The organism is Pseudomonas kermanshahensis, assembly GCF_014269205.2.
Taxonomy (GTDB): Bacteria; Pseudomonadota; Gammaproteobacteria; order Pseudomonadales; family Pseudomonadaceae; genus Aquipseudomonas; species Aquipseudomonas kermanshahensis.
On record NZ_JABWRY020000002.1, the window covers coordinates 66,425 to 89,156 of the forward strand.

The 22,732-nt window shown below is 62.8% G+C and carries 23 protein-coding genes; 11 read left to right on the forward strand and 12 right to left on the reverse strand.

The window, feature by feature from the left end; translation table 11 throughout:
• Window positions 1–44 precede the first annotated feature (44 nt).
• Complete coding sequence (gene polA / locus HU764_RS24705; RefSeq protein ID WP_186703883.1) at window positions 45–2,798, reverse strand: DNA polymerase I; 2,754 nt, start codon at window positions 2,796–2,798, stop codon at window positions 45–47.
• A 74-nt stretch (window positions 2,799–2,872) separates the two neighbouring features.
• On the opposite strand from polA, the gene HU764_RS24710 reads away from it, so the two are divergent.
• Window positions 2,873–3,160 (forward strand): DUF2782 domain-containing protein, encoded by a 288-nt coding sequence (locus tag HU764_RS24710; protein WP_010951520.1) that lies wholly within the window; start codon window positions 2,873–2,875, stop codon window positions 3,158–3,160.
• Between the two features lie 68 nt (window positions 3,161–3,228).
• On the forward strand, window positions 3,229–4,179 hold the full coding sequence (locus HU764_RS24715; RefSeq protein ID WP_186703884.1) for a homoserine kinase: 951 nt from the start codon (window positions 3,229–3,231) through the stop codon (window positions 4,177–4,179).
• Window positions 4,180–4,352: 173 nt separating this feature from the next.
• Here the strand turns inward: HU764_RS24715 and HU764_RS24720 are convergent, their stop codons facing one another.
• Window positions 4,353–5,309 carry a zinc ABC transporter substrate-binding protein gene (locus HU764_RS24720; RefSeq protein WP_186703885.1) on the reverse strand — a complete coding sequence of 319 codons (957 nt, stop codon included), beginning with the start codon at window positions 5,307–5,309 and terminating at the stop codon, window positions 4,353–4,355.
• 18 nt (window positions 5,310–5,327) lie between these two features.
• Here HU764_RS24720 and zur point away from each other — a divergent pair, with 18 nt between their 5' ends.
• The 4 genes from zur (at window position 5,328) to HU764_RS24740 (ending at window position 8,193) form a co-directional block, all read left to right on the forward strand.
• Entirely contained in the window at window positions 5,328–5,813 is a 486-nt protein-coding gene (gene zur, locus HU764_RS24725) for a zinc uptake transcriptional repressor Zur (protein ID WP_186679163.1), read from the forward strand.
• Complete coding sequence (znuC, locus tag HU764_RS24730) at window positions 5,810–6,583, forward strand: zinc ABC transporter ATP-binding protein ZnuC (protein ID WP_027591980.1); 774 nt, start codon at window positions 5,810–5,812, stop codon at window positions 6,581–6,583. Before zur ends, znuC begins: the two co-directional genes overlap by 4 nt.
• Window positions 6,576–7,358, forward strand: a complete 783-nt coding sequence (gene znuB, locus HU764_RS24735) for a zinc ABC transporter permease subunit ZnuB (RefSeq protein ID WP_085272110.1) — start codon at window positions 6,576–6,578, stop codon at window positions 7,356–7,358. Before znuC ends, znuB begins: the two co-directional genes overlap by 8 nt.
• 127 nt (window positions 7,359–7,485) lie before the next feature.
• Complete coding sequence (locus HU764_RS24740) at window positions 7,486–8,193, forward strand: PA5502 family lipoprotein (RefSeq protein WP_186703886.1); 708 nt, start codon at window positions 7,486–7,488, stop codon at window positions 8,191–8,193.
• A 108-nt stretch (window positions 8,194–8,301) separates the two neighbouring features.
• On the opposite strand, the gene katE is transcribed toward HU764_RS24740, so the two are convergent.
• Entirely contained in the window at window positions 8,302–10,446 is a 2,145-nt protein-coding gene (gene katE, locus HU764_RS24745; RefSeq protein ID WP_186703887.1) for a catalase HPII, read from the reverse strand.
• 226 nt (window positions 10,447–10,672) lie between these two features.
• Between katE and HU764_RS24750 the strand changes: the two genes are divergently transcribed.
• The 3 genes from HU764_RS24750 to HU764_RS24760 all read left to right on the forward strand — a co-directional run bounded on the left by HU764_RS24750 (window position 10,673) and on the right by HU764_RS24760 (window position 13,186).
• Window positions 10,673–11,680, forward strand: a complete 1,008-nt coding sequence (locus HU764_RS24750) for a methionine ABC transporter ATP-binding protein (protein WP_027591984.1) — start codon at window positions 10,673–10,675, stop codon at window positions 11,678–11,680.
• Window positions 11,680–12,351: a methionine ABC transporter permease gene (locus HU764_RS24755; protein WP_027591985.1), complete on the forward strand. Its 672-nt coding sequence runs from the start codon at window positions 11,680–11,682 to the stop codon at window positions 12,349–12,351. The genes HU764_RS24750 and HU764_RS24755 overlap by 1 nt, the downstream gene beginning before the upstream one ends.
• Before the next feature lie 64 nt (window positions 12,352–12,415).
• Window positions 12,416–13,186 carry a MetQ/NlpA family ABC transporter substrate-binding protein gene (locus HU764_RS24760; protein WP_186703888.1) on the forward strand — a complete coding sequence of 257 codons (771 nt, stop codon included), beginning with the start codon at window positions 12,416–12,418 and terminating at the stop codon, window positions 13,184–13,186.
• A gap of 121 nt (window positions 13,187–13,307) precedes the next feature.
• On the opposite strand, the gene HU764_RS24765 is transcribed toward HU764_RS24760, so the two are convergent.
• Genes HU764_RS24765 through HU764_RS24785 form a run of 5 tightly spaced genes read right to left on the reverse strand, consistent with a single transcriptional unit; the run spans window position 13,308 to window position 17,191 of the window.
• Window positions 13,308–13,940 carry an SCO family protein gene (locus HU764_RS24765; protein WP_027591987.1) on the reverse strand — a complete coding sequence of 211 codons (633 nt, stop codon included), beginning with the start codon at window positions 13,938–13,940 and terminating at the stop codon, window positions 13,308–13,310.
• Window positions 13,937–14,830 carry a heme o synthase gene (gene cyoE, locus HU764_RS24770; RefSeq protein WP_186703889.1) on the reverse strand — a complete coding sequence of 298 codons (894 nt, stop codon included), beginning with the start codon at window positions 14,828–14,830 and terminating at the stop codon, window positions 13,937–13,939. The genes HU764_RS24765 and cyoE overlap by 4 nt, the downstream gene beginning before the upstream one ends.
• A complete protein-coding gene (locus HU764_RS24775; protein WP_027591989.1) occupies window positions 14,815–15,888 on the reverse strand; it encodes a COX15/CtaA family protein in 1,074 nt (357 codons plus the stop codon). The genes cyoE and HU764_RS24775 overlap by 16 nt, the downstream gene beginning before the upstream one ends.
• Before the next feature lie 9 nt (window positions 15,889–15,897).
• The gene (locus HU764_RS24780; RefSeq protein WP_186703890.1) at window positions 15,898–16,482 is read right to left on the reverse strand and encodes a hypothetical protein; all 585 of its coding nucleotides are present in this window, start codon (window positions 16,480–16,482) and stop codon (window positions 15,898–15,900) included.
• Complete coding sequence (locus HU764_RS24785) at window positions 16,448–17,191, reverse strand: SURF1 family cytochrome oxidase biogenesis protein (protein WP_186703908.1); 744 nt, start codon at window positions 17,189–17,191, stop codon at window positions 16,448–16,450. Before HU764_RS24785 ends, HU764_RS24780 begins: the two co-directional genes overlap by 35 nt.
• Before the next feature lie 51 nt (window positions 17,192–17,242).
• Here HU764_RS24785 and HU764_RS24790 point away from each other — a divergent pair, with 51 nt between their 5' ends.
• Window positions 17,243–17,446 (forward strand): twin transmembrane helix small protein, encoded by a 204-nt coding sequence (locus tag HU764_RS24790; protein WP_027591992.1) that lies wholly within the window; start codon window positions 17,243–17,245, stop codon window positions 17,444–17,446.
• Between the two features lie 32 nt (window positions 17,447–17,478).
• On the opposite strand, the gene HU764_RS24795 is transcribed toward HU764_RS24790, so the two are convergent.
• Genes HU764_RS24795 through coxB form a run of 4 tightly spaced genes read right to left on the reverse strand, consistent with a single transcriptional unit; the run spans window position 17,479 to window position 21,712 of the window.
• Window positions 17,479–18,366 carry a cytochrome c oxidase subunit 3 gene (locus HU764_RS24795; RefSeq protein ID WP_027591993.1) on the reverse strand — a complete coding sequence of 296 codons (888 nt, stop codon included), beginning with the start codon at window positions 18,364–18,366 and terminating at the stop codon, window positions 17,479–17,481.
• 16 nt (window positions 18,367–18,382) lie between these two features.
• Window positions 18,383–18,949: a cytochrome c oxidase assembly protein gene (locus HU764_RS24800; protein ID WP_027591994.1), complete on the reverse strand. Its 567-nt coding sequence runs from the start codon at window positions 18,947–18,949 to the stop codon at window positions 18,383–18,385.
• Between the two features lie 2 nt (window positions 18,950–18,951).
• Complete coding sequence (ctaD, locus tag HU764_RS24805; protein WP_027591995.1) at window positions 18,952–20,541, reverse strand: cytochrome c oxidase subunit I; 1,590 nt, start codon at window positions 20,539–20,541, stop codon at window positions 18,952–18,954.
• Window positions 20,542–20,584: 43 nt separating this feature from the next.
• A complete protein-coding gene (gene coxB, locus HU764_RS24810) occupies window positions 20,585–21,712 on the reverse strand; it encodes a cytochrome c oxidase subunit II (RefSeq protein WP_085272114.1) in 1,128 nt (375 codons plus the stop codon).
• Window positions 21,713–22,080: 368 nt separating this feature from the next.
• On the opposite strand from coxB, the gene HU764_RS24815 reads away from it, so the two are divergent.
• Window positions 22,081–22,722, forward strand: coding sequence for a hypothetical protein (locus HU764_RS24815; protein ID WP_186703891.1), 642 nt, complete (start codon window positions 22,081–22,083; stop codon window positions 22,720–22,722).
• Window positions 22,723–22,732: the final 10 nt, after the last annotated feature.

Consider the following 22,732-nt stretch of genomic DNA (forward strand, 5'->3'; position numbering starts at 1 on the left):
CCGCGTCACCACGTCGCAGATCCTACACAGCTTTGCCGGCTCAATCAGTGAGCTTCGTCCCAATTCGCGCCAATGCCTGCCTCCACCAGCAACGGTACATCCAGTTGAGCGGCACGGCTCATGTGCAGGCGAATTTCATCTTTTACCTGCTCGACCAGCTCCTCACGCACCTCCAGCACCAATTCATCGTGCACCTGGAGGATCACGCGGGCATCCAGGCCGCTCTCGGTCAGCCAGTTGTCCACATTGACCATCGCCCGCTTGATGATATCGGCAGCCGTACCCTGCATCGGTGCGTTGATCGCCGTCCGCTCAGCGCCTTTGCGCAGGGCCGGGTTCTTGGCGTTGATGTCTGGCAGGTACAGGCGACGGCCGAAGAGCGTTTCGACAAAGCCTTGCTCGGCAGCCTGGGCGCGGGTGCGCTCCATGTAGGCCAGCACGCCCGGGTAGCGGGCGAAGTAGCGGTCGATGTAGTCCTGGGACTGCTTGCGGTCAACGCCAATCTGCTTGGCTAGGCCAAAGGCGCTCATGCCGTAGATCAGGCCGAAGTTGATGGCCTTGGCGCTGCGGCGCTGGTCGGTGGTTACCGCCTCAAGCGGCACGCCGAACACTTCAGCTGCAGTGGCGCGGTGCACGTCGAGGTTGTTGCGGAAGGCATGCAGCAAACCTTCGTCCTTGGCCAGGTGAGCCATGATGCGCAGCTCGATCTGCGAATAGTCCGCCGCCAGCAGCTTGTAGCCAGGGCTGGCCACGAAGGCCTGGCGGATACGCCGCCCTTCGGCGGTGCGAATCGGGATGTTCTGCAGGTTCGGGTCGCTCGACGACAGGCGCCCGGTAGCCGCCACCGCCTGTTGGTAAGAGGTGTGAATGCGCCCGGTGCGTGGGTTGATCTGCCCTGGCAGCTTGTCGGTGTAGGTGCTCTTGAGCTTGCTCAAGCTGCGGTACTGCATCAGTACCTCAGGCAGCGGGTAGCCTTGCTCGGCCAGTTCGTCGAGTACCGCCTCGGCGGTAGACGGCTGGCCCTTGGCGGTCTTGCTCAGCACCGGCATGCCCAGTTTGTCGTAGAGGATCGCACCCAACTGCTTGGGCGAGCCCAGGTTGAATGTCTCGCCAGCCAGTTCGTAGGCGCGGCGCTCCAGTTCGGCCATCTTCACGCCCAGTTCGCCGCTCTGCACGTGCAGCAGCTCGGCATCCACCAGCGCACCCTGGCGCTCGATCTTGGCCAGCACCGGCACCAGCGGCATCTCGATGTCCATCAACACCGGCTGCACGCTTGGGGTTTTGGCCAGGCGCGCCTGCAGCGCCTGGTGCAGGCGCAGGGTGATGTCGGCGTCCTCGGCGGCGTACGGGCCGGCCTTGTCCAACGGGATCTGGTTGAAGGTCAGCTGTTTCGCGCCCTTGCCGGCAATCTGCTCGAAGGTGATGGTGGTGTGGTCGAGGTACTTCTGCGCCAGGCTGTCCATGTCGTGGCGGGTGGCCGTGGAGTCCAGCACATAGGACTCGAGCATGGTGTCATAGGCCACGCCGCGCATGTGGATAGCCGGGGCGCCATTGGCCAGGATGTTGATATCGTACTTGGCGTTTTGCCCGACCTTGGCTTTGGCCGGGTCTTCCAGCAGGGGTTTGAGCGCCAGCAGCACAGCCTCGCGGTCCAGCTGAACCGGCGCGCCTTCGTAGTCATGGGTCAGCGGCACATAGGCGGCTTCGAACGGCTCGACCGCGAACGACAGGCCGACCAGTTGCGCCTGCTGCGCGTCCAGGCCGGTGGTTTCGGTGTCAAACGCAAACAGCGGGGCCTGGCGCAGTTTGTCCAGCCAGGCGTCGAAACGGGCCTGGTCGAGGACCGTCTCGTACTTCGGTTCGGCCTTGGCCGCCGGCGCCGCTTCTTCAGGCACGGCCACGGTTGCCCCGGCCCTGGCAGCTTCACGCTGAACGTCGGCGACCCAGCTCTTGAACTCCATCTCGGTGTACAACGCCAGCAGCGCATCGCGGTCTGGCTCGCCGCAAACCAGCGCCTCGACTTCGATATCCAGCGGCACATCGATCTTGATGGTGGCCAGCTCATAGGACAGGAACGCCGCCTCACGGTGTTCCTCAAGCTTGGCCGGCAAGGTCTTGGCGCCGCGGATGCTCAGGCCCGGGACCTTGTCGAGGTTGTCGTAGACATCACGCAGGCCGCCACCGATCCCGGTCAGCAGGCCGGCAGCGGTCTTCTCGCCCACACCCGGCACGCCCGGGATGTTGTCGACCTTGTCGCCCATCAGGGCCAGGAAATCGATGATGTGCTCGGGGCCAACGCCGAACTTTTCGTGCACGCCGGCAACATCCATCACGCTGCCGGTCATGGTGTTGACCAGGGTGACGTGACCGTCCACCAACTGCGCCATGTCCTTGTCACCCGTCGAAATGATCACCGGCCGGCCTTGCGCCGCGCTGCTGCGCGCCAGGGTGCCGATCACATCGTCGGCCTCCACGCCTTCGACGCACAACAAGGGGTAGCCCAAGGCCTTGACGCTGGCATGCAGGGGTTCGATCTGCACCCGCAGGTCATCGGGCATGCTCGGGCGGTTGGCCTTGTACTCGGCGAACATGGCATCGCGGAAGGTACCGCCCTTGGCGTCGAACACCACTGCAAACAGGCTGTCAGGGTATTGCTTGCGCAGGCTCTTGAGCATGTTCAGCACACCCTTGACCGCGCCGGTAGGCATGCCTTTGGAGGTGGTCAGCGGCGGCAATGCGTGGAAAGCGCGGTAGAGGTAGGAGGAACCGTCCACCAGGACGAGGGGCGCTTGGCTCATGAGCAGAATCAACCTTTTCGGCGGGTCCGGAGCTAGAATAGCCGGATCAATGACGACAAAGGGACAAGGTTATCATGCGTACACTCAATCGCCTGTTACTGCTCGGTCTGTTGGCAACCATGCCAGTCGTCACCCTGGCGGCGGACGACGCCCCCTCGGCCGATCCCGAGGTGACCATTCGCACGGAAGGCGATAAAACCATCCAGGAATACCGTCAGAACGGCTTCCTGTATGCGATCAAGATCACGCCAAAAAACGGCAAGCCTTATTTCCTGGTACGCGCCGACGGCACTGATGCCAATTTCATTCGTTCCGACCAGCCGGACATGCTGATTCCGTCCTGGAAGATCTTCGAGTGGTAAGCTGACGCGTATCGTTCACATTAACCTGGCACTTCCCGGCGGAAGTGCCCGTATGGGCATTTTTCATCATGTCAGTTTTCACCCCCGTGACCCGGCCTGAGCTGGAAACCTTTCTGGCGCCGTACCAGCTGGGCCGTCTGCTCGACTTCCAGGGCATCGCCGCCGGTACCGAAAACAGCAACTTCTTCGTCAGCCTGGAACAGGGTGAGTTCGTCCTGACGCTGATCGAGCGCGGCCCGAGCGAAGACATGCCGTTCTTCATCGAGCTGCTCGACGTGCTGCATGACGCCGACATGCCCGTGCCGTACGCCCTGCGTGACCGTGATGGCAATGGCCTGCGCGAACTGTGTGGCAAGCCTGCGTTGCTGCAGCCGCGGCTGTCGGGCAAACACATCAAGGTGCCCAACAACCAGCACTGCGCCCAGGTTGGCGAGTTGCTCGCGCACATCCACCTGGCTACCCGCAACCACGTCATCGAGCGCAAGACCGACCGTGGCCTGGACTGGATGCTGGCGTCTGGCGCCGAGCTGATGCCGCGCCTGAGTGCCGAACAGATTGCGCTGTTGCAGCCAGCGCTGGACGAAATCAATGCACACAAGGCGCAGATCCTGGCCTTGCCACGGGCCAACCTGCACGCCGACCTGTTCCGCGACAACGTGATGTTCGAAGGCACCCACCTGACCGGTGTGATCGACTTCTACAACGCCTGCTCGGGGCCGATGCTATATGACATCGCCATCACCGTGAACGACTGGTGTATCGATGAGCACGGGGCCCTCGATGTGCCACGCGCCCAGGCGCTGCTGGCGGCCTACGCGGCGCTGCGCCCGTTCACCGCCGCCGAGGCCGAGCTGTGGCCCCAGATGTTGCGGGTCGGGTGTGTGCGTTTCTGGCTGTCGCGCCTGATTGCGGCGGAATCGTTTGCCGGGATGGATGTGATGATCCATGACCCGAGCGAGTTCGAGGTGCGCCTGGCGCAGCGCCAGCAGGTGGCATTACACCTGCCGTTCGCCCTCTGAACGCACCAAGGGCGATGATGAACCTGTAGGAGCAGCCTTGCGCTGCGAAGAGGCCGGTAATAACAGCAAAGATTTTCTGTGTTTTTACCGGCCTCTTCGCAGCACAAGGCTGCTCCTACCAGGATCGCGCATGGCCGCAGGCCGGGCGCAACCCCGCCAAAAGGCCGCGCGCCTTAGAGCTGTTCCAGGCACCCCGCCAGGTCGCTACCCAGCTTCTCCAGCAGGCGCTCATAGCCCTCGGCATCTACCGGGTCCGTGCCACCCAAGGCATCCAGCTCGGCCAACCGCACCGGCAACCCCGCCGTCAGCGTTTCCGCCAACCGCGGCCGCAGCGGGGGCTCGCTGAACACGCAGGTCTTGCCCACTTCCTGCAGGCGCTTGCGCATGGCGGCCACATGCTGCGCGCCCGGCTGCACCTCGGAAGCCACACTGAATACCCCGGTGTGCTTCAGACCATAATTGGCCTCGAAGTAATCGAACGCCTCGTGGAACACGAAGTACGGCTTGTTGGCGATACCCGCCACCCGCGCCTTGATACGCCCATCCAGGGCATCCAGACGCTCGCCAAAGGCCTTCAGGTTGGCCTGGTAACGCGGGGCATTGGCCGGGTCGACCTCAGCCAGGTCCGCCGCCATCTTCGCTGCGATCACCCGGGCATTGACCGACGACAGCCACAGGTGCGCGTCAAGGCTGCCTGGGCGGTGATCGTGGTCATGGTCGTCGTGGTCGTCTTCATCATGCGAATGGCTGTCTTCACCAAAATGGCGCAACTGCATGCCAGTCAGCGACTGGACCGCAACGGTGGCCTTGTCCCGCCCTTTCAGCACGCGCGGCAGAAAGTTCTCCATGTCCGGCCCGATCCAGTACAGCAGGTCGGCATCCGCGACGCGCCGTACGTCGGAGGGGCGCAGGGCGTAATGGTGCGGCGAAGCGCCAGGCGGCAACAGCACATCCGGGCTGCCTACCCCGTCCTGAACGGCGGCGGCAATCTGCTGCAGCGGTTTGATACTGGTCAGCACACGCACGTCGGCCTGGGCTGAAAATGCGATGAAAGCGACAAAAAGGGCTAGGAATCGGGACACGGTGAATACTCGGCTCGACAGAAACAGGTAACATAATAACGTCTCCATCCAGAACCGTCGCTGCCCATGTCCATCACGCCGCTGGCCAACCGCCCCCACGATCACTCCCATTGCGTACACAGCGCACTGGCCGAAGCCGATGCCTTGTGCACCCGCCAGGGGTTGCGCCTGACCGCACTGCGCCGCCGTGTGCTGGAGCTGGTCTGGCAAAGCCACAAGCCGCTGGGGGCCTACGACATTCTCGCCGTGCTCAGCGAGCAGGACGGCCGCCGCGCCGCACCGCCTACCGTGTACCGCGCCTTGGATTTTCTCCTCGACAACGGCCTGGTGCACCGCATCGCCTCGCTCAACGCCTTCATCGGCTGCAGCCACCCAGAGCATGTGCACCAGGGCCAGTTCCTGATCTGCCGCACCTGCCATGTGGCCATCGAGCTGGAGCAGGACAGCATCAGCGACGCCATCATCAGCAGCGCCAAGGGCGTCGGCTTCAGCGTCGAAACCCAGACCGTGGAAGTGGTCGGCCTGTGCAGCAACTGCCGGAGCGCGGCATGAGCGACGCACTGATCCGCCTGGAGCAGGTCGGTGTGACCTTCGCCGGCGAGGCGGTGCTCGACAGCATCGACCTGTCAGTGGCACCGGGCCAGATCGTGACCCTGATCGGCCCCAACGGGGCAGGCAAGACCACCTTGGTTCGCGCCGTGCTGGGGCTGCTCAAGCCACACCGGGGCAAAGTCTGGCGCAAGCCGAAGCTGCGCATTGGCTACATGCCGCAAAAAATCCAGGTGGATGCCACGCTGCCGCTGTCGGTGCTGCGCTTTTTGCGCCTGGTACCCGGCGTAGACCGCGCAGCTGCCTTGTCGGCGCTGCAGGAAGTGGGGGCCGAGCAGGTCATCGACAATCCGATCCAGACCATTTCCGGCGGCGAGATGCAGCGCGTGCTGCTGGCCCGGGCGCTGCTGCGCGAGCCACAACTGCTGGTGCTCGATGAGCCGGTGCAAGGGGTCGACGTGGTCGGCCAGACCGAGCTGTACAACCTCATCACCCGCCTGCGCGACCGCCACGGTTGCGGTGTGCTGATGGTTTCCCACGACCTGCACCTGGTGATGAGCGCCACCGACCAGGTGGTCTGCCTCAACCGGCATGTGTGCTGCTCCGGCCACCCCGAGCAGGTCAGCAACGACCCGGCCTTCGTCGAGCTGTTCGGCCAGAACGCGCCAAGCCTGGCGATCTATCACCACCATCACGACCACAGCCACGACTTGCACGGCTCGGTGGTCGCCCCTGGCACCCATGTTCACGGAGAGCACTGCAAGCATGGCTGATTTTCTTCTTTATGCCCTGCTTGCCGGTCTGTCCCTGGCGTTGGTGGCCGGCCCTCTGGGCTCTTTCGTGGTGTGGCGGCGCATGGCCTATTTCGGCGATACCCTGTCCCACGCCGCGCTGCTCGGGGTAGCCCTGGGGTTCGCCCTGGACGTCAGCCCGGCACTGGCGGTAACCGTGGGCTGCCTGCTGCTGGCAATCCTGTTGGTGACCTTGCAGCAACGCCAACCGCTGGCCTCCGACACCCTGCTTGGCATCCTCGCCCCCAGTACGCTTTCGCTGGGCCTGGTGGTGCTGAGCTTCATGCACGATGTGCGCATCGACCTGATGGCCTACCTGTTCGGTGACCTGCTGGCCATCAGCACCACCGACCTTGCCTGGATCCTCGGCGGCAGCGTGCTGGTATTGCTGCTGCTCGCCGCGCTGTGGCGGCCGTTGCTGGCCGTGACCGTGCATGAAGAATTAGCCATGGTCGAGGGCCTGCCAGTGGCGGGCCTGCGCCTGGCCTTGATGCTGTTGATTGCCGTGGTGATCGCCGTGGCAATGAAGATCGTCGGTGTGCTGTTGATTACCTCGCTGCTGATCATCCCCGCCGCCGCCGCGCAACGCCACGCCCGCTCGCCCGAGCAGATGGCCTTGGGCGCCAGCCTGCTGGGGGTGACGGCGGTGTGTGGCGGCCTGGCCATGTCCTGGTTCAAGGACACACCGGCCGGCCCTTCCATCGTGGTCTGCGCGGCAGTGCTATTCTTGCTGAGCCTGGCCCTGCCAAAACGCTGAAAACCGGGGTGCGCAACAGCGCACCCTGCAACCTTTTTGCGGGTAAAAGGTCTGTAAGACTTGTTTTCGAGCGTGCGCACCTGGGTGTAGACTTGCTCGCTTTTTGCGCAAATAGAGAGTCGCAGGAATGAAGCCGTTCGCCTCCCGTTATCTGCTTGTTGCCGCGTTTTCCCTGTTCCTGGCTGCCTGTTCCAGTGCCCCAGTCGAACAGGCCGATGCACCTGCCCAAGCCGATGCCTGGCAGCAGTTGCAACAGAACATCGCCAGTAATGAGCTGGCTACCGCCGAAGACCAGTTGGCTGCCTTGCAGGCCCAGTCACCCGTTGACCCGCGCCTGGAGCAGTACCAGCGGCAGCTGGCCGAAGCGTACCTGCAGCGTAGCCAAATTGTCCTGCAGAAGGGCGACGTCAACGCTGCAGCCACCGCCTTGGCACGTGCCCGCGCGCTGATGCCCCAGGCCCCGGCGGTCACCGGTGGCGATGCCGTCAGCCAGGCCCGTAAGGCTGAGCTGGAAAAGGCCGAGGCTGCGCTGAAGGCGGCCGAGGCCAAGCCGCAGGCGCGAGTGATCGACCCGACTGCACCGAGCACCGTGATTGCGCTGAAGACCACGGACATTGCCGCCATGCGCCGCCAGCTCGATGAGATTGCTGCCGATGTGGTGAGTTATCAGTGCGACGTGGTGTTCCAAGTGCCGCGCACCGAGGATGCGCCTTGGTTGAAGACACTGCTGGAAAAGCGGGTGCACAAGATTGACAGCGGGTTCAAGCTAAAGCAAAAGCACGAAATTCAGCGCAAGCTGCCAGCCCAGGTGGTACTGGTCCCGCATCAGCGCTGAAAAGCTTCGCGGGGCAAGCCCGCTCCCACAATGCCACCACTGCCCTCGGGAACTGTGATGCACTTGTAGGAGCTGGCTTGCCGGCGATGGGCTGCAAAGCAGCCCCCCTTAGGCCGGCACCGCCTCAGCCGCCGCCTCCCGCTCCCAAACCCGATGCCCCTCTACCGCTTTCACAAAGGCATCCACGGTTTTCTGGTCATCCCCCAGCAGCAAGCCCTTGTCCTCCTTGAGCCCCAAGCTGCCCAGCAATGCCTTGCCTTCCTTGGCCAACGCGATCGCCTTCAGGTGCTTGTAGCCTTCCAGCAAGAAGTGCTTGGCCAGCCCACTGGCGCCCAACGCCTCCAGCGACGCCTTGCCAGCCGGTACCAGAATGCCGTCGAACATGATCGAAGGCATGCCCTCCATCGACGCATCCACCGGCAGTGGCTTGCCTTGGGCGGTGTTAACCGGCGCCGAACTTGGCCCCAGCACCAGAATGCGCGCACTGTGCGCCTCCAGCGCCTTGACCAGCTGATCGACACTCGCCCCATCCACCCCATCGGCCACCAGTACGGCAATCTTGCGGCCTTTGATACCAACACTGCCTGGGTGATTCATCTGGCTCAAGGCCGGTGATTGCGCCAACTTGCTGCCTTTGACCTGCACCGTGCCAGCCTTGGGCGCAGGCAAGCCGAGGTTGGCTGCCACCGCTGCTGCCAGCTTCAGGTCGATGTTGGCCAGAATCTCGTTCACCTCACGCACGCGGATGTGCTCGCGCTCCACCTTGCCCAGCTCGAAGCTGTAGGCCTTGATGATGTGCTGCTGCTCATTGGGGCTCATGCTGTGGAAGAACAATCGCGCCTGCGAGAAGTGATCGCCGAACGACTCGCTGCGCTGGCGAATCTTGACCGCGTCGATGCGTTCCTGATAGCTCTCAAAGCCGCCATCCTGGGCCGCGGCAGGGGTTTCTTTCGGCCAGCCGCCGTCAATCGAGTTGGGTTCGTAGGACGCACGACCCTTGTGGATGGTCTGCCGGTGCAGCGCGTCACGCTGGTTGTTATGGTTCGGCGCGACCGGGCGGTTGATCGGGATCTCATGGAAGTTCGGCCCACCCAGCCGGCTCAGTTGCGTGTCGGTATAGGAGAACAACCGGCCTTGCAGCAGGGGGTCATTGGAAAAGTCGATGCCCGGCACGATATGCCCCGGGCAGAACGCGACCTGCTCGACTTCGGCAAAGAAATTGTCGGGGTTACGGTTGAGCACCATCTTGCCCAACGGTGTAACCGGCACCAGTTCTTCGGGGATGATCTTGGTGGGGTCGAGCAGGTCGAACTCGAATTTGTGCTCATCGGCTTCCGGCACGATCTGTACGCCCAGCTCCCACTCAGGGTAGTCGCCGGTCTCGATGGCCTCACTCAGGTCGCGGCGGTGGAAGTCGGTGTCCTTGCCCGCAAGCTTTTGCGCTTCGTCCCACAGCACGGAGTGCACGCCTTGGCGCGGCTTCCAGTGGAACTTGACGAAGCTGGCCACGCCTTCGGCATTGATCAGGCGGAAGGTATGGATACCAAAGCCCTCCATCATCCGCAGGCTGCGCGGAATGGCGCGGTCAGACATGGCCCACATGACCATGTGCGCCGACTCGGGCACCAGTGAAACGAAGTCCCAGAACGTGTCGTGGGCCGAACCGCCGGTGGGCATCTCATTGTGCGGCTCGGGCTTCACCGCATGCACGAAGTCGGGGAACTTGATCGCATCCTGGATGAAGAACACCGGCATGTTGTTGCCAACCAGGTCGAAATTGCCTTCATCGGTATAGAACTTGACGGCAAAACCACGCACATCGCGCACCGTGTCACCCGACCCACGCGGGCCCTGCACGGTGGAAAAGCGCACGAAAACCGGGGTGATCTTCTCGGGGTCCTGCAGGAAACCGGCCTTGGTCAGCTCGGCGTGGTTGCCGTAGCTCTGGAAGTAACCATGGGCACCGGTGCCTCGGGCATGGACGATGCGTTCAGGGATGCGCTCATGATCGAAGTGGGTGATCTTCTCGCGCATGATGAAGTCTTCGAGCAGCGAAGGCCCACGTGGCCCGGCCTTTAGGGTGTTCTGGTTGTCGGCGATCTTCACGCCTTGATTGGTGCGCAGGGCCTGGCCTGTGGCATCGCTGCGCACGCCTTCAAGGCTCTGCAGCTTGGTATTGGTATTGGCATGATCAGGGCTGTTGACCCCGGCGGCCTGGCTTTCTTTGGGTGCATCAACTTTCTTGCTGGGCATGGTCGGCTTTCCTCATCAGTCATCAGGCATTGCCCGTGAGGGCTTGTTCTATTAGTGACTGGAGCGCGATTGGCTACGTTCAATAAGCTTTACCGGTTGTCGCGTTATGCCCGCCGGGTTGGTGCATTACGAAATAAATGCTAAGAACAGCTATGGGAAAAGGCTAAAATGCACCACCCCAGCTAACCGCTGCCCCAAATTCCATGCGCCCCACAAGGTTCGCTACGTGATCGAGTTCCAACATGTGCACAAGACCTACCGCGTCGCCGGTAGGGAAATCCCCGCCCTCAACCCGACCAGCCTGACCATCGAAGATGGCCAGGTGTTCGGCCTGATCGGCCACTCCGGCGCTGGCAAAAGCACCCTGCTGCGCCTGATTAACCGCCTCGAAGAGCCTTCGGGCGGCAAGATCATTGTCGATGGCGAGGACGTCACCGCGTTCAACGCCAACCAGCTGCGCGGCTTCCGGCAGCAGGTCGGGATGATTTTCCAACACTTCAACCTGCTGGCCTCCAAGACCGTGGCCGACAACGTGGCCCTGCCATTGACCCTGGCCGGCGAGCTGTCGCGCAGCGACATCGACAAGCGCGTCACCGAGCTGCTGGCCCGCGTCGGCTTGCAAGACCACGCCAAGAAGTACCCCGCGCAGTTGTCGGGCGGCCAGAAGCAGCGCGTCGGCATCGCCCGCGCCCTGTCTACCAACCCGAAGATCCTGCTGTGCGACGAAGCCACCAGCGCGCTTGACCCGCAGACCACTGCGTCGGTGCTGCAACTGCTGGCCGAGATCAACCGTGAGCTGAAGCTGACCATCGTCCTGATCACCCACGAAATGGACGTGATCCGCCGTGTCTGCGACCGCGTGGCCGTGATGGACGCTGGGCAGATCGTCGAACAAGGGCCGGTGGCCGATGTGTTCCTGCACCCGCAGCACGCGACTACCAAGCGTTTCGTCCAGGAGGACGAGCAGGTCGATGAAGGCGAGCAGCGTGATGACTTCGCCCACGTACCCGGCCGCATCGTACGCCTGACCTTCCAGGGCGAGGCCACCTACGCACCGCTGCTGGGCACCGTCGCCCGCGAGACGGGCGTTGACTACAGCATCCTGGCCGGGCGTATCGACCGCATCAAGGATGTCCCCTATGGGCAGCTGACCCTGGCCGTCACCGGCGGCGACATGGAAGCGGCGTTCGACCGCTTCAAGGCAGCTGACGTACATATGGAGGTACTGCGTTGATGGATGCCCTGAATTTCTTTGCCAACGTCGACTGGGCCGAAATCTGGCTGGCCACCATCGACACCATGATCATGCTGTTCGGCTCGCTGTTCTTCACCGTGCTGCTGGGCCTGCCATTGGGCGTGCTGCTGTTCCTTTGTGGGCCGCGCCAGATGTTCGAGCAAAAAGGTGTGTACGCGCTGCTGTCGCTGGTCGTCAACATCCTGCGTTCGCTGCCGTTCATCATTTTGCTGATCGTGATGATCCCGATCACCGTGCTGATCACCGGCACCTCGCTGGGCGTCGCCGGCGCCATTCCGCCTCTGGTGGTCGGGGCCACGCCGTTCTTCGCACGCCTGGTCGAAACCGCCCTGCGTGAAGTGGACCGCGGCATCATCGAAGCCACCCAGTCGATGGGCGCCACAACGCGCCAGATCATCACCAGCGCGCTGCTGCCCGAAGCCCGTCCCGGCATCTTCGCGGCCATCACCGTGACCGCCATTACCCTGGTGTCGTACACCGCCATGGCCGGTGTGGTCGGCGCCGGCGGCCTGGGCGACCTGGCCATCCGCTTTGGCTACCAGCGCTTCCAGACCGATGTCATGGTCGTGACCGTGGTGCTGTTGCTGGTACTGGTTCAAGTCCTGCAGAGCGTGGGCGACAAACTGGTCGTGCATTTTTCCCGTAAGTAACCCCAATGGGGTCGGCCTGGCCGACCCGTTCGGGGGCCGTCGCGGCCCTCACAAGGAGTGATCAATGAAGAAGCTGCTTGCTGTTGCTGCCGCTGTCGCGGCCTTCTCGGCCCACGCCGATACCCTGACCGTCGCCGCCACCCCGGTGCCGCACGCCGAGATCCTCAACTTCGTCAAACCGCAGCTGGCGAAAGAAGGCGTGGAGCTGAAGGTCAAGGAGTTCACCGACTACATCCAGCCAAACGTGCAGGTGGCCGAAAAGCGCCTGGACGCCAACTTCTTCCAGCACCAGCCGTACCTGGATGAGTTCAACAAGGCCAAGGGCACCGACCTGGTCAGCGTGACCGGCGTGCACATCGAGCCGCTGGGCGTTTACTCGGCCAAGGTCAAGAAGCTCGACGAGCTGCCCTCCGGCGCTACCGTGGTCATCCCCAACGACGCCACCAACGGCGGCCGCGCGCTGCTGCTGCTAGACAAGGCCGGCGTGATCAAGCTCAAGGACAACAAGAACATCCTGTCGACCGTTAAGGATGTTGCACAAAACCCGAAAAACGTGAAGTTCCGTGAGCTGGAAGCGGCCACCATCCCGCGCGTGCTGACCCAGGTCGATGCGGCCCTGATCAACACCAACTATGCGCTGGAAGCCAAGCTGAACCCAGAGAAAGACGCGCTGGCCATCGAAGGCAGCGACTCGCCATACGTGAACATCCTGGTTGCCCGCCCGGACAACAAAGACTCCGAAGACATGAAGAAACTGGCGGCCGCGCTGCACTCGCCAGAGGTGAAGCAGTTCATCAACGAGAAGTACAAGGGCGCTGTCGTACCGGCGTTCTGAGCCTCTAGATCAGACTGGATTCTTCGCGGGGCAAGCCCGCTCCCACAGGTACATCGCTAGCCTCAGGCTTTGGGATGATGCTGTGGGAGCGGGCTTGCCCCGCGAAGCTTTTAAAGCCTGTTTAGTCCCGCTTGACCAGCCCCGGCAACTGCGCCACCAGCTTCTGGTTGTTGAACGGCGCACGAATGAACCCGCGCTGACGCCCATCCGGCCCAACGATCGCCAGGTTGCCGCTGTGATCCACGGTATACCCCGGCTTACTGGTATCGGCCGGAATGAACGGAATGCTCAAGGCATTCGCCAGCTTCTGGGTGTCTTCGATCGACCCCGCCACCCCCACAAAATCTTTGTCGAAGTAGCCCAGGTACTGCTTGAGCTGGTTCGGCGTGTCGCGGTTCGGGTCCACGCTCACCAGCACCACCTGCAACCGGTCCACGGCTTCCTTGGGCAATTCGCTCTTCACCTGGCGCAACTGGGCCAGGGTGGTGGGGCAGATGTCTGGGCAATAGGTGTAGCCGAAGAACAGCAACGACCATTTCCCCTTGAGGTCATCCAGTTGCACGGGCTGGCCATCCTGGTTGGTCATGGTCACGTCCGCCACCGTACGGCTCTGCGGCAAGAGGATGATGCCGGCGTCGATCAGCTCGGTGGGGTTCGGCTGATCGCGGCCATTGAGCACCTTGTTGACGGTCAGGCCCAGGATCAACGCGACCAGGGCGACGAGGATGAAGACGGTTTTCTGGGTTCGGGTCATAGGTTCAACAACAGGTAGTGGTCAATGAGCAACGCGATGAACAGCGCGAACAAGTAGCCGATAGAGTACTTGAAGGTGCCAATCGCTGCGTGCGGCCGGCTGCCACGGTACAACACCCAGGCCCACTGCAGGAAGCGCAGGCCCAAGGCGAGGGCACAGGCAAGGTACAACGGGCCGCTCATGTGGATGGCATAGGGCAGCAGGCTCACCGCCAGCAAAATCAGGGTGTAGAGCAGGATATGCAACGTGGTGTAGCGCTCGCCATGGGTCACCGGCAGCATCGGGATATCGGCCTTGGCGTACTCCGCTTTGCGGTGGATGGCCAAGGCCCAGAAGTGCGGTGGGGTCCAGGCGAAGATAATCAGCACCAGCAACAGTGGCTCGGCACTGACATGGCCGCTGACCGCCACCCAGCCAAGCAGTGGCGGCGCCGCGCCGGCCAGGCCACCAATCACGACGTTCTGCGGCGTGGCACGCTTCAAGAAGCCGGTGTAAAGCACCGCATAGCCCAGCAACGACGCCAGGGTCAGCCAGGCGGTCAGGCTGTTGGTGAACACCAGCAACAGCGCCATGCCCAGCACCGCCAGTGCCAACGCAAAGGCCAGCGCCGGTAGCGGCGCGACCCGGCCTGTGGCCAACGGCCGTTTGTGGGTACGCGCCATCAAGGCGTCGATGCGCCGGTCTACCACGTGGTTGACCACCGCCGCGGCGCCCGCACACAGGCCAATGCCCAGGTTGCCGAACAGCAGCACGCTCCAGGCAACGCCTGCGCGGCTGGCGAGGAACATGCCTGCCAGGGAGGTGATCAACATCAGCACCACCACCTTGGGCTTGGTCAGCTCCAGATAATCGCGCCAACCTGCCCGTCGTACGCTTAGAAGCGTCGCCACGAATCGTTCCTCATAGGGTGGGAGATATCCACGCCCACCACCGGCGTCAGGCGCCAGCCATGGCCGACGCGCACTTTGTCGACCACGCGGATGCGGTAATTGACCAGCACCATGCTCATCAACAGCATGGCCCCGCCTGCGTTGTGGGCCACTGCCACGCCAAGCGGCAGGTGGAACAGCACGTTGCTAATGCCCAGGCCGACCTGCACGGCCAAGGCCAGCAACACCAGCCGGGCCAGGCCAGAAAGGCCGCAGCGGTAAAGCTTGAAGCTCAGCATCAGCAGCACGGCACTGACCAGCAAGGCACCCAGCCGGTGGCTGATGTGGATGGCCGTGCGCGCATCGCTGTCCAGCTGCCCGCCCAAGTAGTTGGGGCCGACGTGCTGGGTCAGGTGAAAACCGTTGCTGAAGTCCGCTGCCGGCCACCATTGGCCGTGGCAGGTCGGCAAGTCGATACAGGCGACCGCCGCATAATTGGCGCTGACCCAGCCCCCCAGGGCGATCTGGCCGATCACCACCAACAGCGCCAGGGCCGCGATCCGGCGCAGGCTCAACGGCAGTTTTGGCAATGGCGCAAAGGCCCGGGATAGACGCAGAGACAGCAGAAACAGCAGGCTCAAGGTGGTGAACCCACCCAGCAGGTGCGCGGTGACCACTTGTGGCCACAGCTTGAGGGTTACTGTCCACATGCCAAACGCCGCCTGGGCCAACACCACCCCCAGCAACAGCACCGGCAAGCGGTAGGGCTGGCCATCACGTGCATGCCGGCGCACGGCCTGCAACGCCAGCCAGGCAATCACCAGCGCCAGGGTGCCGGCGAAGTAGCGATGGACCATCTCGGCCCAGCCCTTGGCGGCTTCCACCGGGTGCTCGGGGAAGTGCATTTCGGCATGGGCCAGCTGGGCGTCGGTCTTCGGCACACTGATAAAGCCATAGCAGCCGGGCCAATCGGGGCAGCCCAGGCCTGCATGGGTCAGGCGGGTATAGGCGCCCAGCAGCACGACCAGCAGTGCCAGCAGGGTGGCGAACACAGCGAGGCGGAATCCGGGTCTGGCCATGACAGGCTCCTAGCCGATGTTGGACAACTTGAGCAGGTGACGCAGGTCGTCCAGCACGTGCTTGCCATTGACCTTGGCGTCGTAACGCAACACCAGGTTGCCGTGCGGGTCGACGATCCACAGTTGCGGGCCAAGCTCACCGACCTTGTTCAGGTAGCGCTGGGCATCCAGCGGGTAGCGTTGCAACTGCGGGTACTCACGGCCGAGCAGCGCCTGGTAGTCAGCGCTCAACGGCTGCGCGGCAGCCAGCGCATGGCTGGCACGGCCGGCATCACGGCCCAGGCCAACTTGTATCTGCCGGGCCAGGTACACCAAGCGCTGGCAATCTTCGGCGCAGGCCTCGGGCGTGCTGACCATCACTTGCCAGCGCGCGTCCTGGCCATCGATGCCGATATCGCTGCGGCTCTCGCCGTTGCCGATCATCGCGCCGTGGTAGCTGCGGCCGTCTGGCACCCAGAACTTGAGCTTGTACATGCTGGTGGCCAGGATCATCGGGCCGAGCACTACCAGCAGAATCAGAATCAGCTGCAAACGCCCGCGGGTTCTGGGCTTGCTGCGTTCAGGCACGTCCAGTGGACGGGTGGCGGCGGCCATGGTGGTTCTCCTTTTTGTTGTTGTGCCAGCCAAAGTAGAGGTAAAGCAGCACCAGCGCGGTGGCCAGGGCAAACCACTGCACCGCATAGCCCAGGTGCTTTTCCGGCCCCAGTGCGACGACCGGCCAAGCCAGGCGATAGCTGGCCGGCCCGGGCTCCAGGCGCAGCTCATGGGCGTAGCCTTCGCGGCCCAATTGCTGCCACAGCTGGGCGGCATCGATGGCCGTCAGCAAGTGCGGCCATTGGCCGCCGGCGGGGTCCGGGTGCAGCTGGAAGGTGCTGCCCGGCGCTACATACACCGACGCGTCCACCGCCAGCGGCTGCGCCGGGGTGGCGAAGTGCACCGGCACGCGGCGGTCCGGCCACGGCAACCAGCCGCGGTTGACCAGCAACCACAGCCCACTGGCCTGGTCATGGAAGGGCTGCAACAGCTCGACGCCGGCCTCGCCGTCGCGCATTCGGTTATCCAGCAGCAGGCTGTGTTCACCATCGAAACGGCCGTACAGGTGCACACGGCGGTAGGCGGCATCGTCGCGTTGCTGCAACTGGGCAGTGGAGAGCGGCGTGTCGAGGCTGCGCTCGGCATAGGTCGCCAGCAGCGCGCGCTTTTCGTCGGCGCGGCCCAATTGCCAGCAGCCAAGCGCGATCAACCCCGGTAGCAGCGCAAGCACCACCAGGGTCGGGACCCAACCTGGGCGAAACGGCCTCACAGGCGCCTCGCTATACTTATCCACATCACCGCATCCCCCCGGAGAAGCGCCATGCTCAAGGCCGCGATTGTCCTGATGCTGTTGGCCACGGTTGCCAGCCTGTTCAGTGGCCTGGTGTTCCTGGTCAAGGACGACGAAAACTCGACCCGCTTGCTGAAGGCACTGACCGTGCGCGTGACCCTGGCGGCCCTGACCATCGGCCTGGTGGCCTACGGCTTCATCAGTGGCCAGCTGGTGTCACACGCCCCCTTCTGAACCTGTATCGCCTTGACTGGCCTGCACATGTGTCAAAGCACATACACAAAGATGAACAGCCCCACCCACACCACATCGACGAAGTGCCAGTACCAGCTGGCCGCCTCGAAGCCGAAGTGTTTGTCGGGGTTGAAGTGCCCGCGCAGGATGCGCACGAACATCACGATCAAGATGATCGTGCCCAGCGTCACGTGGGCGCCGTGGAAGCCGGTGAGCATGAAGAAGGTCGCGCCGTAGATCCCCGAGCCCAACGTCAGCCCCAGCTTGGTATAGGCCTCGTGGTACTCGTAGGCCTGCAGCGTGATGAAGCTGATGCCCAGCGCGATGGTCAGCGCCATCCACAGTTTCAGCGCACCCCGGTGGTCACGCCGCAAGGCATGGTGGGCAATGGTGATGGTCACACTGGAGCTCACCAGCAAAATGGTGTTGATCAACGGCAAGTGCCAAGGGTCGATGACTTCCTTGGGCGGCGGGAACAGTTTCGGGTCAGGCGTGTGCAGCAGCGGCCAGGCAAACTCGAAGCTGGGCCACAACATGTGCGCAACGCCTTTGGCCCCTTCACCGCCCAGCCAAGGCCCGGCCAGTACGCGGACGTAGAACAGCGCGCCAAAAAAGGCCAGGAAGAACATCACCTCGGAAAAGATGAACCAGCTCATGCCCCAGCGGAACGAACGGTCCAGCTGCGGGCTGTACAGCCCGCCACGGCTTTCTTTCACCACCGCCCCGAACCAGCCGAACAGCATGTAGGCCAGGCACAGCGCGCCGACGAAGAAAATCAACGGCCCATGGGAGTCGGGGTGCCCGGCTTTCATGTCGTTGAACCAGGTGCCAAGGCCGAACACCGTGATGAACATGCCGACCGTCGCGATGATCGGCCACTTGCTCTGCGCCGGAACGTAGTAGTGCTCATGACTTGCCATTGCTGTTCTCCTTCCCTTAACGGGCGCCCTGAACGTCCTGGGCCGCAACATGCGCGACCGGCGGGTGGCGAGCGGTGATGTCGAACAAGGTGTAAGCCAGTGTCAGGTGCTTCACGCTGGCCGGCAGATCGCGGTCGACGATGAAGCGCACCGGCATCTCGATGCGTTCGCCGGGCTGCAGCACCTGCTGGGTAAAGCAGAAGCACTCGGTCTTGTGGAAGTACGCCGCGGCCTCGGCCGGGGTGATGCTGGGTATCGCCTGGGCGCTCATCGGCCGGTCGGTCGGGTTGCGCGCGACGAAGATCATCTGGTTGACCGCACCTGGGTTCACGTCGATCTGGTCGGCCGTGGAATAGAAATCCCAGACCATGTCGCTGGCGTTGGTCGACATGAACTGCACCCGTACCGAGCGCGACGGGTCGCTGACCTGGCTGCCTTCGTACTGGCCGCCGGTCTTGCCATTGATGCCAAAGGCCTTGCACATCACGTCGTAGATCGGCACCAGCGCGAAACCGAAGGCGAACATCACCACCGTCAGCATCAGCAGGCGCATGACCAGGCGTTTGAGCGACAGGCCGTTCATGGCTATTTCACGTCCGGTGGCGTCTGGAAGGTGTGGTAAGGCGCAGGCGAGGGGATCGACCACTCCAGGCCCTCGGCACCGTCCCAGGGTTTGGCCGGCGCCGGGGCGCCGCCGCGGATGCACTTGATGACGATGAACAGGAAGAAGATCTGCGTGGCACCGAACATGAACGCGCCGATCGAGGAGACCATGTTGAAGTCGGCGAACTGCAGGTTGTAGTCCGGAATACGCCGCGGCATGCCCGCCAAGCCCACGAAGTGCATGGGGAAGAAGGCCATGTTCATGCCGACGAACGACAGCCAGAAGTGCAGCTTGCCGAGGGTTTCGTCATACATGTGGCCGGTCCATTTCGGCAGCCAGTAGTAGGCCGAGGCGAAGATGCCGAAGATCGCCCCAGGCACCAGCACGTAATGGAAGTGCGCGACCACGAAGTACGTGTCGTGGTACTGGAAGTCGGCAGGCGCGATGGCCAGCATCAACCCGGAGAACCCGCCGATGGTGAACAGGATGACGAAGGCGATGGCGAACAGCATCGGCGTCTCGAAGGTCAGCGACCCTTCCCACATGGTGCTGACCCAGTTGAACACCTTCACCCCGGTCGGCACGGCAATGAGCATGGTGGCGTACATGAAGAACAGCTCGCCCACCACCGGGATGCCGACCACGAACATGTGGTGCGCCCAGACGATGAACGACAGGAAGGCGATCGCCCCCGTGGCATAGACCATCGAGGTGTAGCCGAACAGCGGCTTGCGCGAGAACGCCGGGATGATCGAGCTGACCGCGCCGAACGCCGGCAGGATCATGATGTACACCTCGGGGTGGCCGAAGAACCAGAACACGTGCTGGAACAGCACCGGGTCACCGCCACCCGCGGCGCTGAAGAAGCTGGTGCCGAAGTGGATGTCCATCAGCATCATGGTCACCACACCAGCCAGCACCGGCATCACGGCAATCAGCAGGAACGCGGTGATCAGCCAGGTCCAGACGAACAGCGGCATTTTCATCAAGGTCATGCCGGGGGCGCGCAGGTTGAGGATGGTGGCAATGACGTTGATCGCGCCCATGATCGAGCTGATGCCCATCAGGTGGATGGCAAAGATGAAGAAGGTCACGCTGGCCGGGGCATAGGTAGTCGACAGTGGCGCGTAGAAGGTCCAGCCGAAGTTCGGCCCGCCGCCGGGGCTGAACAAGGTCGAAACCAGCAGCAGGAAGGCCGCAGGCAACAGCCAGAAGCTGAAGTTGTTCATCCGCGGCAGGGCCATGTCCGGCGCGCCAATCATCAGCGGGATCATCCAGTTGGCCAGGCCGACGAAGGCTGGCATCACCGCACCGAACACCATGATCAGCCCGTGCATGGTGGTCATCTGATTGAAGAACGCTGGCTCAACGATCTGCAGCCCCGGCTGGAACAGCTCGGCGCGGATCACCATGGCGAACGAGCCACCGAGCAGGAACATCATGAAGGCGAACCACAGGTACATCGTGCCGATGTCCTTGTGGTTGGTGGTCAGCACCCAGCGCATCAGGCCCTTGGCCGGGCCGTGGGCATGCTCATGGCCGTGGGCGTGGTCGTCGATCACTGCACTCATGTCCTGTCTCCTGCAATCCATTGATTGCCGCGAGTAACCCGGTTCATTGCGCTTCTGCCTGCTTGAGCGCCAGCACATCCTTCGGCGTGACCATGTCGCCCTTGTTGTTGCCCCAGGCGTTGCGCTCGTAAGTGACCACGGCGGCAATGTCGACTTCCGAGAGCTGCTTGCCGAACGCGGCCATGGCCGTGCCGGGCTTGCCGTGGAAGACGATGCTCAGGTGGCCTTCCTTGGGCCCGGTGGCAATCTTCGAGCCCTTGAGGGCCGGGAACATCGGCGGCAGGCCCTGGCCTTCGGCCTGGTGACAGGCCACGCAGGTGGTGTGGTAGACCTTGTCGCCGCGCTCGACCAGCTCTTCGAGGGTCCACTCCTTGCTGGTCAGCTCCTTGAGTTTGGCCGCCTCGGCCTTGCGTTCGCCAAGCCAAGTGTCGTAATCGGCCTTGGACTTGACCTCGACCACCACCGGCATGAAGCCGTGGTCCTTGCCGCACAGTTCGGTGCACTGGCCGCGGTAGATGCCGGGCTTCTCGATGCGCGTCCAGGCCTCGTTGACGAAGCCTGGGATGGCATCACGCTTGACCGCGAACGCCGGCACCCACCAGGAATGGATCACGTCGGCCGCAGTTACCAGAAAGCGCACTTTCGCACCCACCGGCAGCACCAGCGGCTGGTCGACTTCGAGCAGGTAGTGCTCGTCCTTGGGGGCCTTGTTGTGAATCTGATCGGCGGGGGTGGCCAGGTTGCTGAAGAACTCCACGTCCTGGCCCAGGTACTTGTAGTGCCACTTCCACTGGTAGCCGGTGACCTGGATGTCGATGTCCGACTCACTGGCGTCGTAGATGTCGATCAGGGTCTTGGTCGCGGGGATGGCCATGGCCACCAGGATCAGGAACGGCACCACGGTCCACATGATTTCGACCCAGGTGTGCTCGTGAAAATGCGCTGCCTGTTGGCCTGTGGAACGGCGGTGGACGACCATCGACCAGAACATCGCGCCGAACACCACGATGCCGATGATCACGCAGATCCAGAAGATGGTCATGTGCAGGTCGAAGACGGCGTTGGAGACTTCCGTCGCCCCCGGGTGCATGTTGACGGTCCAGGCGGCGTTGGCCTGTCCGAAAACCGTCCACAACAGGAGGCCCATCCAGACATGTGGATGTCGCATCATTGCGGGTTCCCCTTCTAATTCTTGTAGTCCCGAAGGCGTGGCCTGCGGCAAGAGGGAACGGCGGTCAAGACTGCCTGGCTTCGACGACCGAGCCCCTGCAAAAGCAGACGGGCCTCATCAACGAATCACGTTCAACGGGAGTATAGACAGCGACCAATGGCACGCAATGCAGCCTGTGAAATGAACTTCACGAAATTGCCCAATGCCCTGAAAACCGCGCGCTTGATAGGATATGGCGCAATAGTGGCATACCGATATGCCAGAGCAAGCACACGTTTGCGCGGTTTATAACAAATACGTCTTAGGTATTCTGTATACCGAGCTAATTTAGTGTCTTCCGTTTGACACGTAATGTCCCTGGAGTTGTCATGAACATCGCTGCTGTACGCGAGCAGATTAGCCAAGCCCATCAACACGAACTTGAAACCGGCCAACTGAAAGAACGTCTAGAGCTACAACTGCCGCACTTGCACCCCTCGATCCAGCTACCTGAGCAGGACGCCCAGGGTAGTTTGGCGCGTTTCGTCAGCGCCTACATTGACCAGGTTCCAGAGCTGCTGGAGGCTGCCCACGAAGTAGCCTGTGAAGCGGGGATCGAGTCGCAGATCAAACCGGTACTGAAAATTGCCGAAGCGTATTTCCAGCAGCCGCCCACGGTAATGCAAGGGCATGTCGGGCTGGATTGCCTGCTGGACGAGGCCTACCTGGCGCATCGCCTGGTGGAGGAGGTCAACGACCTGTACATCCGCCACTTTAAGCAGCCGTTGATTCCGTTCGACACCACGATGGCCAACCTGATTGCCCATCAGCTGATCGGCGAGACCTTCGCCAACCAGCTCGATGAAGTGGTACATCATTCGGTCGACGAGATGCTCAATGACGAGAGCTTTGCGGTGGAATCGGTGGAGGCTTATCGCGAGAAACTGAGCAGCCCGGAAACCGGCAACGCCTGGAAGCGTTGGCCGTGCCTGTCGCGTCAGCTGGGTGTGGAGCTGGGCCAGCCTGCCTGATACTCCTGTC